The organism is Allopusillimonas ginsengisoli, from assembly GCF_004153455.1.
Taxonomy (GTDB): domain Bacteria; phylum Pseudomonadota; class Gammaproteobacteria; order Burkholderiales; family Burkholderiaceae_B; genus Allopusillimonas; species Allopusillimonas ginsengisoli.
On the sequence record NZ_SDQE01000003.1, the window covers coordinates 251,362 to 266,113 of the forward strand.

The following is a 14,752-nucleotide window of genomic DNA, read 5'->3' on the forward strand; positions in this document are numbered from 1 at the left end:
GGAATATCCTGACCCTACAAATATTTGGGCACCACACAGCTTTTATGCTCGATGTGGTGCGCGAACTCGTCGCGGAAATGCTTGATGAAACTGCGTACCGGCATGGCGGCCGCGTCGCCCAGCGCGCAGATGGTGCGCCCCATGATGTTCTGTGCAACGTTATCCAGCACGTCCATGTCTTCAGGACGGCCCTCGCCATTTTCAATGCGATGGACCATGCGGTACAGCCAGCCTGTACCCTCGCGGCAGGGTGTGCACTGCCCGCAACTTTCTTCAAAATAAAAATACGACAGCCGCATCAGTGACTTGACCATGCAGCGTGTTTCATCCATGACGATGACCGCGCCTGATCCCAGCATGGAACCCGCTTTGGCGATCGAATCGTAATCCATATTGGTCTGCATCATGATATCGGCAGGCAGCACGGGCGCACTGGAGCCGCCAGGGATCACCGCCTTGAGCTTGCGTCCGCCGCGCACCCCGCCAGCCAGCTCAAGCAGCTTGCTGAACGGCGTGCCCAGAGGGATCTCATAATTGCCCGGCAGCTCCACATCGCCGGATATCGAAAACAGTTTGGTGCCTCCGGCGTTGGGTACGCCAAGCTCAAGATACTCCTGCGCACTGTGGCGGAAAATCCAGGGAACAGCGGCAAACGTTTCGGTATTGTTGATGGTGGTGGGCTTGCCATACAGGCCGAAACTTGCCGGGAATGGCGGCTTGAACCGGGGCTGGCCCTTCTTGCCCTCCAATGATTCGAGCAACGCGGTTTCCTCGCCGCAGATATAGGCGCCATAGCCGTGAAACGCGTGCAGCTGAAAGTTGAATTCGGAACCGAGAATCCGATCACCGAGAAATCCTGCCTGGCGCGCCTCTTCAAGCGCTTCTTCAAAGCGCTCGTAGATCTCGAAGATTTCGCCATGGATGTAGTTGTAGCCCACGGTAATGCCCATGGCATAGGCCGCGATTGCCATGCCTTCAATCACAATATGAGGATTGAAGCGCAGGATGTCGCGATCCTTGAATGTGCCTGGCTCGCCTTCGTCGGAATTGCACACCAGGTATTTTTGCCCTGGCAAGGTGCGCGGCATGAAGCTCCATTTGAGCCCGGTGGGAAAACCCGCGCCGCCACGTCCGCGCAGACTGGATGCCTTGACTTCGGCAATGACGTCATCGGGCGTCATGCCGGTGGTCAGGATCTTGCGCAGGCCCTCGTACCCGCCGCGCTTGACGTAGTCTTCCAGGCGCCAGTTGGTGCCGTCCAGCCCGGCCACGATCTGTGCCGAAATATGCCGATCGTGAAAAATCATGCTGGTCGTCAAATCAGCGGTGGGATTGGGTTGTAGCCCACCCGAAAACTGTTGCAACAGGTCCGCCGCGCTCATGCCGACTCCCCATGCTGTTTGAGTTCCTGGATCATTGCATCGATCTTTTCCGACGACATGCGCACACACATGTGTTTGTTGTTCATGAGCATCACCGGCGCATCACCGCATGCTCCCATGCATTCGCCTTCCATCAGCGTAAACATGCCATCAGGCGTGGTTTCGTGAAAATCAATACCCAGTTTTTCCTTGATGTAGTCTGCCGCCTTGACGCCATCGCGCAAGGCACAGGGCAAATTGGTGCATACCGTGATCTTGAAACGCCCGACGGGATGGGTATTGAACATGTTGTAGAAGGTGGCGACCTCCTGCACAGCAATGGGCTGCACACGCAAATAGGCAGCGACATCATTGATGACATCGGTCGACACCCACCCCTTTTCGTCCTGAGCGATCGCGAGCGCCGCCATGATGGCGGATCGTTGCTGGTCTTCAGGGAACTTGGTCAGCTCCCTGTCGATTCGTTGATAGGCTTGTTCGGAAAGCAGCATAATTTGAATCCGGTATTTACCTTGGCGCGGCCGTTAACGGTCTATCTCGCCAAACACAATGTCTTGCGTGCCGATGATCGTGACGGCATCGGCAATCATGTGGCCGCGCGACATTTCGTCCATGGCCTGAAGGTGAGCGAAGCCCGGCGCCCGTATCTTGAGGCGATAAGGCTTGTTGGCGCCGTCGGACACCATATAGATGCCAAATTCGCCCTTGGGATGCTCGACGCCCGCATAGACCTCACCGGCTGGCACGTGCATGCCTTCGGTGAAGAGCTTGAAGTGGTGGATGAGATCTTCCATCCCGGTTTTCATGCGTTCGCGGCTGGGTGGCGCTACCTTGTGGTTGTCCACGATGACGGGACCAGGGTTGTTGCGCAGCCATTCTACGCACTGGCGAATGATGCGGTTGCTTTCACGCATTTCGGCAATGCGCACCAGATAGCGGTCGTAGCAGTCGCCATTGACACCCACGGGGATATCGAAATCGAGGCGATCGTACACCTCGTAGGGCTGCATGCGGCGCAGATCCCACTCCACGCCGGAACCGCGCAACATCGGGCCCGTAAAGCCCAGCGCCTTGGCACGCTCGGGGCTGACAACCCCTATGCCGACAAGACGCTGTTTCCAGATCCGGTTGTCGGTCAGCAGCGTTTCGTATTCATCGACGCAGGTTGGGAAACGCTCGGTAAAGTCTTCGATGAAGTCCAGCAGAGAACCCGAACGCGCTTCGTTCATGGCCTTAAGTTCTTTTTCGCCGCGATACTTGCTGGACTGGCCGTATTGCGGCATGCGGTCAGGCAAATCGCGATAGACGCCACCGGGGCGGTAGTAGGCAGCATGCATGCGCGCGCCCGATACCGCCTCGTAGCAATCCATGAGGTCTTCACGTTCGCGGAAGGCATACAGGAAGACGGCCATGGCGCCAACGTCCAGGGCATGCGAACCCAGCGACATCAGGTGATTGAGCAAACGCGTGATCTCGTCGAACATGACGCGAATATATTGCGCGCGCAGCGGCGCCTGTATGCCCAGCAACTTTTCGACCGCCAGCACATAGGCGTGCTCGTTGCACATCATGGAGACATAATCCAGCCTATCCATGTAGGGCAGCGCCTGCAGAAAGGTTTTGTGCTCGGCCAGCTTCTCGGTGGCCCGATGCAAGAGCCCGATATGCGGATCGGCGCGCTGGATGACCTCGCCGTCCAGTTCAAGCACCAGGCGCAACACGCCGTGGGCGGCCGGATGCTGGGGCCCGAAGTTCAGTGTGTAATTCTTGATTTCAGCCATGTTCTAGCGCCCTGCTCCGTAGCCGTCCTCGCGCACAACGCGGGGAGTGATGACACGAGGTTCGATGGTAACGGGCTGGTACACAACCCGTTGCTGCTCGGTGTCGTAACGCATTTCGACGTTGCCGCTGAGCGGGAAATCCTTGCGGAAAGGATGGCCGATGAAGCCGTAATCGGTCAGAATGCGGCGCAGATCGGGATGCCCATCGAACACAATGCCGAACAGGTCGAATGCTTCGCGCTCGTACCAATTGACGGCCGGCCAGACATCGACCAGCGAGGCAATCACCGGAAATTCGTCGTTCGGCACGTAAACACGTACGCGCAGGCGCCAGTTGTGCTGCACCGAGAGCAGGTGCAGCACAACGGCGAACCGTTGTGCATGCAGGCTGGGATCGAACGCCAGCGTAGGCGCCCCCCAACCGGAATAATCGATGCCGCAAAGATCGATACATGTATCAAAACCCAGTGTTTCATTGTCGCGCAGGACAGTACAGGCGTCGATCCAGTTCTTGGCGTTGATCTCGAGCGTGAGTTCGTCGTAGGCAAGCTTGAGCGAAGCGGTTTCGCCGAAGGTCGCCAGCAGATTGTGTTGTAGCGTTTCGAGCCGGGTCATAGTGTGTTCAGCTTAATGATCGAGCAGACCGACAGGCCTAGCGCGCAATGGTGTTGGTGAGGCGAATCTTGTTCTGCATCTGTAACAGCCCATAGACCAGTGCTTCGGCCGTGGGCGGACAACCCGGAACGTAGACATCCACCGGGACGATGCGGTCACAGCCTCGCACCACCGAATAAGAGTAATGGTAATAACCACCGCCGTTCGCACAGGAGCCCATGGAAACGACCCAGCGCGGCTCGGCCATCTGGTCGTATACCTTGCGCAGCGCCGGCGCCATCTTGTTGCACAGCGTGCCGGCAACAATCATGAGATCCGATTGACGAGGACTGGGGCGAAAAATGATGCCGAACTGGTCAAGGTCGTAGCGGGCTGCGCCTGCATGCATCATCTCAACCGCACAGCATGCCAGGCCAAATGTCATGGGCCACAAAGACCCTGTCTTGGCCCAGTTCAGGAACTTGTCCGCACTGGTGGTTATAAAACCCTCTTTCATAATGCCGTCGATAGCCATAATATTGCCTGTTTAAGCTGCCATACCAGGGGTGGCCTGTGCCACGCTTCCTGGCCGCCGGGTCGGAAACCGAATAAAGGCGGACACGCCGCCTTGATTATTCCCAGTCCAGCGCGCCTTTCTTCCATTCGTAGATAAAGCCTACGGTAAGAATGGCGAGAAATACAAGAACCGTCCAGAAACCTACCAAACCTACCGTGCCGTTGGCGATGGCCCACGGAAACAGGAAGGCGATTTCCAGATCGAACATAATGAACAGGATTGCCACAAGGTAATAGCGCACATCGAACTTCATGCGCGAGTCGCCAAACGCCTCAAAACCGCATTCATACTGTGACAGTTTTTCTGCGTAGGGCCGGTGCGGACCCAGGACGCGCCCAGCGCCCAGCAAGGCCAAGCCTATGGCCGTGGCAACAATGATGAAGAGCAGAACGGGAAAGTACTGTTGCAGGTTCATGCAAAGCATCCAATCACAATGAGTAAACTCTAGGATTGTAGCATTTTGATAGCGTCATTCTGCTGAATAACCCCGCACCCTAATTGCCGACCCGGTCAGGTATCTTGGGGGTTTTCACGCGGGGTTCCATTTCGTTCGGGGCGAGTATCTGAACATAGATCTCGCCCTCCTTGATCATACCCAATTCCCCGCGCGCGCGCTCTTCGACGGCAGCAGTACCCGTCTTCAGATCCTGGACCTCGGCCTGAAGCGCATTGTTACGCGCCAGCAGCGCCTCGTTGGTTTCTTGCCGGGCCGTGACCTTGCGCTGCATTTCCTGGACGCGCAACCACCCATCCTTGCCCCACCACAGCGGGTACTGAATGATGGCGGTAAGCAGCACCAGGACTATGAATAGCAGTCGCATAGTTCAGAAACAAACAGCCCGGCAGCAGCCGGGCTGGCGCATTAACGCAGGTTGTAGAAGGCGTCGCGGCCGGGATAGGTGGCCACTTCGGCGAGCTCTTCTTCGATACGCAGCAACTGATTGTACTTGGCCATGCGGTCGGAGCGCGACAGCGAGCCCGTCTTGATTTGCATGGCATTGGTCGCCACGGCAATGTCAGCAATGGTGGAGTCTTCGGTTTCGCCAGAGCGGTGCGAAATGACAGCCGTATACCCTGCACGCTTGGCCATTTCGATGGCGGCGAAGGTTTCGGTCAGCGTGCCGATCTGGTTGATCTTGATCAGAATGGAGTTTGCCACGCCTTCGTCTATGCCCTTGCGCAGGATGGCGGTATTGGTGACGAACAGGTCGTCGCCCACCAACTGCACCTTCTTGCCCAGTTGGTCGGTAAGCGTCTTCCAGCCCTCCCAGTCGTTCTCGGCCATGCCGTCCTCGATGGAGATAATGGGATACTTGTCGCACCAGCTGGCAAGCAGGTTGGTGAAGTCCTGGGAAGACAAGGAAATATTGCCCTCGCCCGCCAAATGGTACTGGCCATCACGGTAGAACTCGGAGCTGGCGCAATCCAGGCCCAAGGCAATCTGCGACCCCGCTTCGTAGCCGGCCTCGGTAATGGCCTGCAGGATCAATTGAATGGCCGCCTCGTGGTTGGCCACGTTGGGCGCGAAGCCGCCTTCGTCGCCCACGGCCGTAGACATGCCCTGTCCGTTGATGATCTTCTTGAGCGCGTGGAAAACTTCGGCACCCATGCGCAGCGACTCGCGAAAGCTGGTTGCGCCAATAGGCAGGATCATGAATTCCTGCAGATCCAGTGAGTTGTTCGCGTGCGCTCCGCCGTTGATGACATTCATCATGGGTACCGGCATCTGCAACGGGCCGCTGCCGCCGAAGTAGCGGTACAGCGACAGGCCAGAGTCGTCTGCGGCCGCACGGGCAACAGCCATGCTGGCAGCCAGCATGGCATTGGCGCCCAGGCGGCTCTTGGATTCAGTGCCATCCAGGTCGATCAGCGTGCGGTCAACGAAGGTTTGCTCCTGGGCATCCAGCCCCATGAGCGCTTCGGAGATTTCGGTGTTCAGGTTCTCTACCGCACGGAGCACACCCTTGCCAAGGTAACGCGATGCGTCGCCATCGCGCAGCTCGATTGCTTCGCGCGAGCCGGTGGATGCGCCCGAGGGAACGGACGCGCGGCCCATTGCGCCTGATTCCAGCAAAACGTCGCACTCGACAGTGGGGTTGCCGCGGGAATCAAGAATTTCGCGTCCAATGATATCTACGATTGCACTCATAATGTTTGACTATCCTGCCTGAATGTATAGGGAATGGGCCAGAAAACCTGCTTGCCTGCCAGCGGCGCGCGGGCCACGGCAAGCCTGAACGCCCGATTGTACCTGCGCCAGGGTTCAGGCAGCGTATACCGTGCATAGAATACCGGACATTTTAGGTCAAGGGTTCTCGCATGCGCAATTCTAGGGTATGCAACATGTCAGTAAGCGTCTGTGTCTGTTCGGCAGAAAAGTCGCCAAATGCGCGCTCGATGAAGGCAGTGCGAAGGGGCAGCGTATCCTCCACGCGTCCGCGTCCCGCGTCGGTAAGCGCCACATTGGTAAGCCTGTTGTCCGCGGCATCCGTATGGCGCTCCACCAGGCCTTCGAGCTCGATCGCCTTGATTTGTCGCGTGAGCGCCGCGGGATCCACACGCAGCATGCAAGCCAGTTGCTTTTGCGAGGTTTCCCCGAACTGGTAAAGATTGAGCAGAATGCGCCAGCGCGGCATCGAATAGCCTATGCTGGTCTCGAAGGCCGTCATCATGGCGCGATAAGTGCGCCCCAGTTGCTGCATCGCGATGACATGAGGTGTATCACCCATTGTTTTGGTCCCCAGTTTGTTCTGAAGCAGCGGCGGACGAGGGATGCGGCACGACGCGCGACAAATGAATGGTCGGCACGCGGTATACCCAGCACAATCCTACGAAAGCGATCAGCAATACCGACGCCAGCCCCATGTGCACCGCGTCGACCAGCGACACCCTGGCCTGCTCGATAAACGCACCGCCGTAGAGGCCAACGCGCTGCATCGCGGCGATAAAGTCGCTTTGAATGGCCTGATTGACCAGCACCTGCGGATCCTGGAGCAAAGACAGCCATGCCGTCCCCTGCCCTTCCGGCACCGCCTTCTCCACACCCGCAACATAATAATGCCCCACGAGCGCGCCGACGATCGCCGTGCCCAGCATGCCGCCTATCATGCGCACCGACTGCAACATTGCCGTGGAGATTCCCAGCAAAGACCGGCCCGCGGTTTCCTGGGCGAAGACCGTCAGATTGGGCATGACAAACCCAAGGCCCAGTCCGGCCATGACCATGTACCCGAACACCAGCAGACGGCTGGTGTCGCGATCCATCAGCGCCATCCCGATACTGGCAAGCACCAGCAGCGCGTAACCTGCATAAAGCATGTGGTTGGGATGTGAGAGTTTCACAATGATGCGCGCATTGACCACGCTGCCCACCGTCACGCAGACCACCATGGGCGTGATAAGCAGCCCGACTTCCTGCGGAGACAATCCAAAGCCGCCCTGGAGCAACAGCGGAACATAAAACAACAGGGCGAACATGATAAAACCGATAAACAAAGAAAGGCAGAACAGCGCCGCCAGGCTTTTATTGTGAAACATCTCCAGCGGCAGCAGAGGATGCGGGCATCTTTTCTCCCAGTGGTACAGGCCAGTAAAAACAAGCACTGTCAGGCCACCTAATGCGAACATGCCAAGGCTTGCACCCTGCTGAGGCAGGAACTGCACAAAAAACTGCAAGCTGCCCAGGCCAAGGGCCAACAGCACCGCGCCCTGCCAATCCAGGCGAATATTGCTGGCCTTGATATGGCGAATACGCGGCAAATATCGCCACAGAAAATACAGACTGACCAGCCCGAGCGGCAGGTTCACAAAGAATACTGAGCGCCAGCCAACTTGTTGCGTAAGAATACCGCCAAGCGTGGGCCCAAAACCATTGGCAATCCCAAATGCGGCCGACAACAGCATTTGCCAGCGCAGCCTTGTGTGGGAATCAGGAAACAGATCCGGTACGCAGGCAAATGCAGTCCCCACCAGCATGCCGCCGCCCACGCCCTGCAGGGCGCGCGCCAGTACAAGCTGGAACATGGAGTTGGACAGGCCGCAAAATACTGACGCGCAGATAAAAACGATGACGGATGCCAAGACGAAGGGCTTGCGCCCGTAATAATCGCCAAGGCGTCCAAACACGGGCACGGTAATGACAGACGCAAGAAGATAAGCCGTGGCCACCCAGGCGTAATACTCAAAGCCGTTGAGCTCGGCGACCACGGTCGGCAGCGCCGTGCCGACAACGGTCTGGTCCACCGCCACCATCATGGTGACAAAGCATAGCCCCAACATGGCCAGCAGCGACTGCCGGACAGTCAGCACCCGTCCCGAATCGCCCAGACCAGGCTCAGCCCGAACGGATGCGGACTGATCGGAAGAGGCTGTTCCGGTGGAGGAGGAATGCGAAAGGGGTCGGGAAGCCATTAAATCTTTGGATGAGTCAATAATTGCCTTATCAATAGTCTAACGCATGCATCAACATCCGACAATCCCTTCGCCGTCCAGCGGCCACAAAACACGAGGTCTCTGTCCGGGACAGAGACCTGGGGAAAAACCTGTACGCCCGCACGGGCCCGGCGCGATTGTGTTGCGCGCCTGACGCACGAATCAGGTGCTGACGATAGCCGCCTGTTTACGCCTGGCCTGATGTGCAATGGCTGCACGGATGTAGCTGGAAAACAGCGGGTGGCCGTCGCGCGGCGTGGAGGTGAACTCCGGATGGAACTGCACGCCCATGAACCAGGGGTGATCCGGCAACTCCATGATCTCGGGCAGGTTTTCGGTAGGCGTGCGCGCACTGATCACCATGCCGGCTTCTTCGAGGCGCGACACATACACATTATTGACCTCATAGCGATGGCGATGGCGTTCGTTGACTTCGCTGCCATAGATCTCGTGCGCCCGCGACTCGGCCTTGACGGGACAGCGCTGCGCGCCCTTGCGCATGGTGCCGCCCAAATCTGAACTCTGGTCGCGTTTTTCGATGCGGCCCTCGCGATCCTGCCATTCGGTAATCAATGCAACGACCGGGTGCGGCGCGGAGGGATCGAATTCTGTGCTGTTGGCGCCCCCTAGCCCGGCCACATGTCGGGCAAATTCGACCACCGCCAGCTGCATGCCCAGACAGATGCCCAGGTATGGCACGCCATGCTCGCGGGCATAGCGTATGGCTTTGATCTTGCCTTCTGTGCCGCGCTTGCCAAAACCGCCCGGCACCAGAATGGCATCGAGGTCTTTCAGGCAATCGGTGCCTTCGGCGTCGATCTGCTCGGAATCCAGGTATTCAATGGACACGTGCGAGCGGGTGTGAATGCCGGCATGGACCAGCGCTTCGCTGAGCGACTTGTAGGATTCGGTGAGGTCCACATACTTGCCAACCATGCCAATGCGAACCTGATGCTGGGGATGGTCGATGGCATCGACCAGCCTGTCCCAGAGCGACAGGTCGGCAGGCGGTGGCGACAGCGCCAGCGCGTCGCACACGAGATTGTCCAGCCCCTGGCGGTGCAGCATGGCGGGAATCTGATAAATGGAGTCGGCATCCCACACTGAAATGACAGCATCCAGCGGCACATTCGAGAACAGTGAAATCTTGGCGCGCTCGTCGTCGGGTACCGGCCGGTCGGCACGGCACAGCAAGGCATTGGGATAGATCCCGATCTCGCGCAACTTTTGGACCGAATGCTGCGTAGGCTTGGTCTTGAGCTCTCCGGCCGAGGCAATGAAAGGCACCAGCGTCAGGTGCACAAAGGCAGCGTTGTTGCGCCCCAGGCGCAAACTCATCTGGCGAACCGCTTCGAGAAAAGGCAGCGATTCGATATCGCCGACTGTACCGCCGATTTCGACAATGGCGACATCGGCGGCGCCTTCCCAGGCGGCCTTCGCGCCGCGTGCAATGAAATCCTGGATTTCGTTGGTGATATGAGGGATGACCTGCACCGTCTTGCCGAGATAATCGCCGCGACGCTCTTTGCGCAGCACCGATTCGTAGATCTGGCCAGTGGTGAAATTGTTGACCTTGCGCATCTTGGTAGACACAAAACGCTCGTAGTGGCCAAGATCAAGGTCGGTTTCGGCGCCATCTTCAGTGACGAATACCTCGCCATGCTGAAAGGGGCTCATGGTGCCGGGATCAACGTTGATATAGGGATCCAGCTTGAGCATGGTGACGCGCAAGCCCCGCGATTCCAGGATGGCAGCCAGGGAAGCAGCGGCTATGCCCTTACCCAGGGAGGATACGACACCCCCCGTGACAAATACATATTTGGTCATTATGAAACATACCCGGGGTGACCGGGCAGTAGCGGGAAATTTGGATTATAGCCCGAGCACATGCCCGGGCTGGATTTACAAAAAGATATACATCAGATCAGTTGCGTGCGCGCCACCAACCAGTCCAGCGCCGCCCCGTCAAGCAATGGTGAAAGGCGTTGCTTGACGTGCTGGTGATAATCATTGAGCCAGCCGCGCTCGGCATCGGTCAGCAGGGCCATCTCGATGCAGCGCGTGTCAATGGGGCACAGCGTCAAGGTTTCGAAACGGAGGAACTCACCAAATTCGGTTTCCATGGCGGGAACGGCCAGCACCAGATTTTCTATCCGGATTCCCCACTTGCCCGGCCGGTACAGGCCGGGCTCGTTGGACGTGATCATGCCTGGCTGCATGGCCATGTCCGGATTCTGTCTGCTGCGGTAAGAGATGGATTGCGGGCCTTCGTGCACATTCAGAAAATATCCCACGCCATGCCCCGTACCATGGCCGAACTCGCCACCCATGCGCCAGATGGGCGCCCGTGCCAGCGGATCCAGCATGGGGGCTGGGATTCCACGCGGAAACACCGCCTCGGAAAGGGCAATCATGCCCTTCAGCACCGCTGTGTAGTCTCGCCGCTGCGCCTCGGTAGGTTCGCCCACCGGCACAACGCGCGTGATATCCGTGGTGCCGCCTGGATACTGACCGCCGGAATCGATAAGCAGCAGGCCGTCGCCTTCGATCACGGCGTGCGCCGCATCGGTCGCGTGATAGTGGGGCATCGCGCCATTGGCATTGAATGCCGCAATCGTGCCAAAGCTGGTCGTCACAAACCCGGGCTGCAGCGCGCGCGCGGCACAGATTTTTTCGTCTATCGTGAGCTCGGTAATACGTTCTTTGCCCAACGCGGCCTCGAACCAGGCAAAGAACTCGCACAACGCAGCGCCATCACGCGCCATGGCCTGTCGCACGTTGTCGATTTCGCCCTGGTTCTTCCGCGACTTGAGCAACTGCGAAGGGTTTACGCCTTCGACCTTGTCAACAAACGCCGCTGCGGACAGCGTACCGACGGTGACGCGGGCGGGATCGAACAGCAAGGTCTGCCCTTCGGGCAGGCAGGCCAGCGCGCCGGCCGCCTCCGCATAAGGCTGCACCTGAATGCCATCCGCCCCCAGCCTGGCCACCAGCGCATCGTCGAGCTTGCCGGGCGCCACGAACAAGGTGGCCTCGTCCGGGCCCAACAGCGCAAACGCCAGAAACACAGGATTATGCGGCACATCACTGCCGCGCAAGTTGAACAGCCAGGCAATGTCATCAAGGGTGGAAAGCCAGTGCCATTGCGCGCCGTGAGACGCCATGGCCGCGCGGACCTGAGCCAGATTGTCGGCGCGCGTACGACATGCGAAAGGCGGCAGATGCTCGTACACCGGCTCGCTGGGCAAGGCCGGACGCGCCGCCCAGACATCATCGAGCACATCCAGGTCGGTCACCAGCGTGATGCCCTGCGCCGACAATACCTCCGACCACTGCCGATGCGCCTGAACCGCCATCACGCTGCCATCCACCGTGACGCGCGACCCTCGCGGCAATTGCGACGCCAGCCACTTTGCCGGTTCGGGCACCTCGGGCGCGCCTGACCGCATCGTGACGATGCCCGTGCCCGCCAGATCGCCATCAGCCTGCTCCCAATAACGGCTATCCGTCCAGAGGCCGGCAAAATCCCCGGTCACGACCAGCGTTCCCGCCGATCCGCCAAACCCGCTCAGCCACGCCCTGCCCTGCCAATGCTCAGGCAAATACTCGGACAAATGAGGATCAGAGGAAAGAACAATGCAGGCGTGCAGGCCGCGATTCGCCATGGCTGCGCGCAAGGCCTGCAAGCGCTCTGGAACAGGGGTAGAAGACACAAATAGTTTCCTCAAAAGCAGGACGCCTGCGTTGGCAGGCGTCCGGTCTGGCGCAAGGCCGGGTTGTATGGCCCCGACAATGGGGCCCGCCTGATCAGCTTACTGCCGAAACATCCAGCTTAGCCAGCGTCTTGGCCTTGATTTCATCGACCGTGACATCCGGCGCCAGCTCAAGCAGCTTCAAGCCATCATCCGTGACTTTCATCACACCCAGGTCGGTAATGATCAGGTCGACCACGCCCACGCCTGTCAGCGGCAGCGTGCACTCGGGCAGCAGCTTGATGTCTTCAGTACCATCTTTCTTGCGGGCCACGTGCTCCATCAGGATCACCACCTTGCCGACACCGGCCACCAGATCCATCGCACCGCCCATGCCCTTGATCATCTTGCCGGGAATCATCCAGTTGGCCAGATCGCCTTTTTCGGACACCTGCATGGCGCCGAGGATAGCCAGGTTGATCTTGCCGCCACGGATCATGGCAAAAGAGTCAGCAGAGGCAAAAATGGACGAGCCGGGCAGTGTAGTGACTGTTTGCTTGCCCGCGTTGATCAGATCGGCGTCGATTTTTTCTTCGGTGGGAAACGGACCGATTCCGAGCAGGCCATTCTCGGATTGCAGCCAGACTTCCATGCCTTCAGGCACATGGTTGGCCACCAGGGTGGGCAAGCCAATGCCCAGGTTCACATAAAAACCGTCTTGCAGCTCGCGCGCGGCGCGTGCCGCCATTTGTTCACGATTCCAGGCCATGTTCAAGCTCCTTGCGCATTACGTACAGTGCGTTGCTCTATGCGTTTTTCGGGATTTGCATTTACCACGATGCGATGCACGTATATACCGGGCAGATGCACCTGATCGGGATCCAGCGCCCCCGTGTCAACGACCTCTTCGACCTCGACAACCGTGATCTTGCCAGCCATTGCGACGTTGGGGTTGAAGTTGCGCGCAGTCATGCGAAACACCAGATTGCCGCTGCGATCCGCCTTCCAGGCCTTGACCAGGGACACATCAGGCACAATGGCGCGCTCCATGACGTACTGGTGACCGTCGAACTCGCGCACCTCCTTGCCGTCTGCGACGATGGTGCCCACCCCGGTGCGCGTGAAAAAGGCGGGGATGCCTGCGCCGCCGGCACGCAGCTTCTCGGCCAGGGTGCCTTGGGGCGTGAACTCAAGCTCCAGTTCGCCCGCCAGATACTGCCGTTCAAATTCCTTGTTTTCACCCACATACGACGCGATCATCTTCTTGATCTGGCGCGTGCTCAGGAGTTGCCCTAGTCCGAATCCATCGACGCCGGCGTTATTGCTGACGCAGGTCAGGTTCTGAACGTTGGAATCGCGCAGGGCGGCGATCAACGCTTCGGGTATCCCACACAGACCGAAGCCGCCAACCGCAATGGTCTGCCCATCTGCGACGACGCCTTTGAGCGCCTCTTCAGCGCTTGCGTAGACTTTATCCATAAATCAGTCCTTTAGTTTCTGAAACCATATTTCAGGGCATACGGCCATCATCCGCCATGCCCTATCGGATACAACAAAACAAAAAAGCATGCCCGCCACGCGCACAGCCCGGCCTGTGCCAGCGCCCTGCATGGATGCAATCATTGTACGATCTGAAACAACGCATCGTCGGCATTCCCTTTTGCTTCAGTCTGAATGCAGCGAGGACAACAGCGCGATCTCGGCGGCCTCCCAGGGTGCGGGCCGTTGCGACACAGCGTCTACGCCGACAACAATGTAGCGTCCCTTGGCATAAGGCACCCCCGGCTCGCCCTCGCGTTCGATCACTGCGCTGAACTCCAGGCTGCTGCGCCCAACCCGGGTGAGCGTCTGCAGCACAATGGCCGTTGCCGGATAATGCAAGGGCCGGATGAAGTCGCAGGAAGTATGCGCCAGCACAAATGTTTTTCCTGCCTGCGTGATTGCCTGAGCCTGCTCAAGCAGTTGCATGCGTGCTTCTTCAAAAAAACGGAAGTACACCGTATTGTTGACGTGATTGAGCGCGTCGAGATCGCCCCATCGCACTGGCATGACATGGCGGGAAACAGATCCTGCTGACGGGGGGCGTGAGGAAGCGTCGACTTCGTGCATCGGCCAGTACCTTTATTATGACGCGCTATTGCAGCGTTGATTTGGCGTTGATCGGGAAAGTATACCGTGCGTTCAGCGTCAAATTCGGGCCCGGATCTTGCTGGCCTCTAGACTGCAATACAATTGAACGAAACTACGGGGGCTGCGAGCCCGGGTATAAGGACAAATTACATATAGAACGGGAGA

Annotated in this window: 15 protein-coding genes; all 15 read right to left on the minus strand. The window is 58.6% G+C overall.

Annotated elements, in window-relative coordinates:
• Positions 1-14: 14 nt before the first annotated feature.
• The 15 genes from nuoF to ERE07_RS09310 all read right to left on the minus strand — a co-directional run bounded on the left by nuoF (position 15) and on the right by ERE07_RS09310 (position 14,506).
• Positions 15-1,382 carry an NADH-quinone oxidoreductase subunit NuoF gene (gene nuoF / locus ERE07_RS09240; protein ID WP_130008526.1) on the minus strand — a complete coding sequence of 456 codons (1,368 nt, stop codon included), beginning with the start codon at positions 1,380-1,382 and terminating at the stop codon, positions 15-17.
• On the minus strand, positions 1,379-1,873 hold the full coding sequence (gene nuoE / locus ERE07_RS09245) for an NADH-quinone oxidoreductase subunit NuoE (protein ID WP_130008527.1): 495 nt from the start codon (positions 1,871-1,873) through the stop codon (positions 1,379-1,381). Before nuoE ends, nuoF begins: the two co-directional genes overlap by 4 nt.
• Positions 1,874-1,906: 33 nt before the next feature.
• Positions 1,907-3,163, minus strand: coding sequence for an NADH-quinone oxidoreductase subunit D (locus tag ERE07_RS09250; RefSeq protein WP_130008528.1), 1,257 nt, complete (start codon positions 3,161-3,163; stop codon positions 1,907-1,909).
• Between the two features lie 3 nt (positions 3,164-3,166).
• Entirely contained in the window at positions 3,167-3,778 is a 612-nt protein-coding gene (locus ERE07_RS09255; protein WP_130008529.1) for an NADH-quinone oxidoreductase subunit C, read from the minus strand.
• Between the two features lie 37 nt (positions 3,779-3,815).
• The gene (locus ERE07_RS09260) at positions 3,816-4,292 is read right to left on the minus strand and encodes a NuoB/complex I 20 kDa subunit family protein (RefSeq protein WP_130008530.1); all 477 of its coding nucleotides are present in this window, start codon (positions 4,290-4,292) and stop codon (positions 3,816-3,818) included.
• 97 nt (positions 4,293-4,389) lie between these two features.
• Positions 4,390-4,749 (minus strand): NADH-quinone oxidoreductase subunit A, encoded by a 360-nt coding sequence (locus ERE07_RS09265; protein ID WP_130008531.1) that lies wholly within the window; start codon positions 4,747-4,749, stop codon positions 4,390-4,392.
• Between the two features lie 79 nt (positions 4,750-4,828).
• Complete coding sequence (gene ftsB / locus ERE07_RS09270; RefSeq protein WP_130008532.1) at positions 4,829-5,155, minus strand: cell division protein FtsB; 327 nt, start codon at positions 5,153-5,155, stop codon at positions 4,829-4,831.
• A gap of 41 nt (positions 5,156-5,196) precedes the next feature.
• Complete coding sequence (gene eno / locus ERE07_RS09275; RefSeq protein ID WP_130008533.1) at positions 5,197-6,483, minus strand: phosphopyruvate hydratase; 1,287 nt, start codon at positions 6,481-6,483, stop codon at positions 5,197-5,199.
• Positions 6,484-6,634: 151 nt separating this feature from the next.
• The gene (locus ERE07_RS09280) at positions 6,635-7,063 is read right to left on the minus strand and encodes a MarR family winged helix-turn-helix transcriptional regulator (protein ID WP_130008534.1); all 429 of its coding nucleotides are present in this window, start codon (positions 7,061-7,063) and stop codon (positions 6,635-6,637) included.
• Entirely contained in the window at positions 7,056-8,744 is a 1,689-nt protein-coding gene (locus ERE07_RS09285) for an MFS transporter (RefSeq protein WP_483413476.1), read from the minus strand. The genes ERE07_RS09280 and ERE07_RS09285 overlap by 8 nt, the downstream gene beginning before the upstream one ends.
• 183 nt (positions 8,745-8,927) lie before the next feature.
• On the minus strand, positions 8,928-10,592 hold the full coding sequence (locus ERE07_RS09290) for a CTP synthase (RefSeq protein WP_130008535.1): 1,665 nt from the start codon (positions 10,590-10,592) through the stop codon (positions 8,928-8,930).
• Between the two features lie 92 nt (positions 10,593-10,684).
• Positions 10,685-12,478, minus strand: a complete 1,794-nt coding sequence (locus ERE07_RS09295) for an aminopeptidase P family protein (RefSeq protein WP_130008536.1) — start codon at positions 12,476-12,478, stop codon at positions 10,685-10,687.
• A 94-nt stretch (positions 12,479-12,572) separates the two neighbouring features.
• Positions 12,573-13,226 (minus strand): CoA transferase subunit B, encoded by a 654-nt coding sequence (locus ERE07_RS09300; protein ID WP_130008537.1) that lies wholly within the window; start codon positions 13,224-13,226, stop codon positions 12,573-12,575.
• Positions 13,227-13,228: 2 nt separating this feature from the next.
• On the minus strand, positions 13,229-13,936 hold the full coding sequence (locus ERE07_RS09305; RefSeq protein ID WP_130008538.1) for a CoA transferase subunit A: 708 nt from the start codon (positions 13,934-13,936) through the stop codon (positions 13,229-13,231).
• A 186-nt stretch (positions 13,937-14,122) separates the two neighbouring features.
• Positions 14,123-14,506: an acyl-CoA thioesterase gene (locus ERE07_RS09310; RefSeq protein ID WP_245153585.1), complete on the minus strand. Its 384-nt coding sequence runs from the start codon at positions 14,504-14,506 to the stop codon at positions 14,123-14,125.
• Positions 14,507-14,752 lie beyond the last annotated feature (246 nt).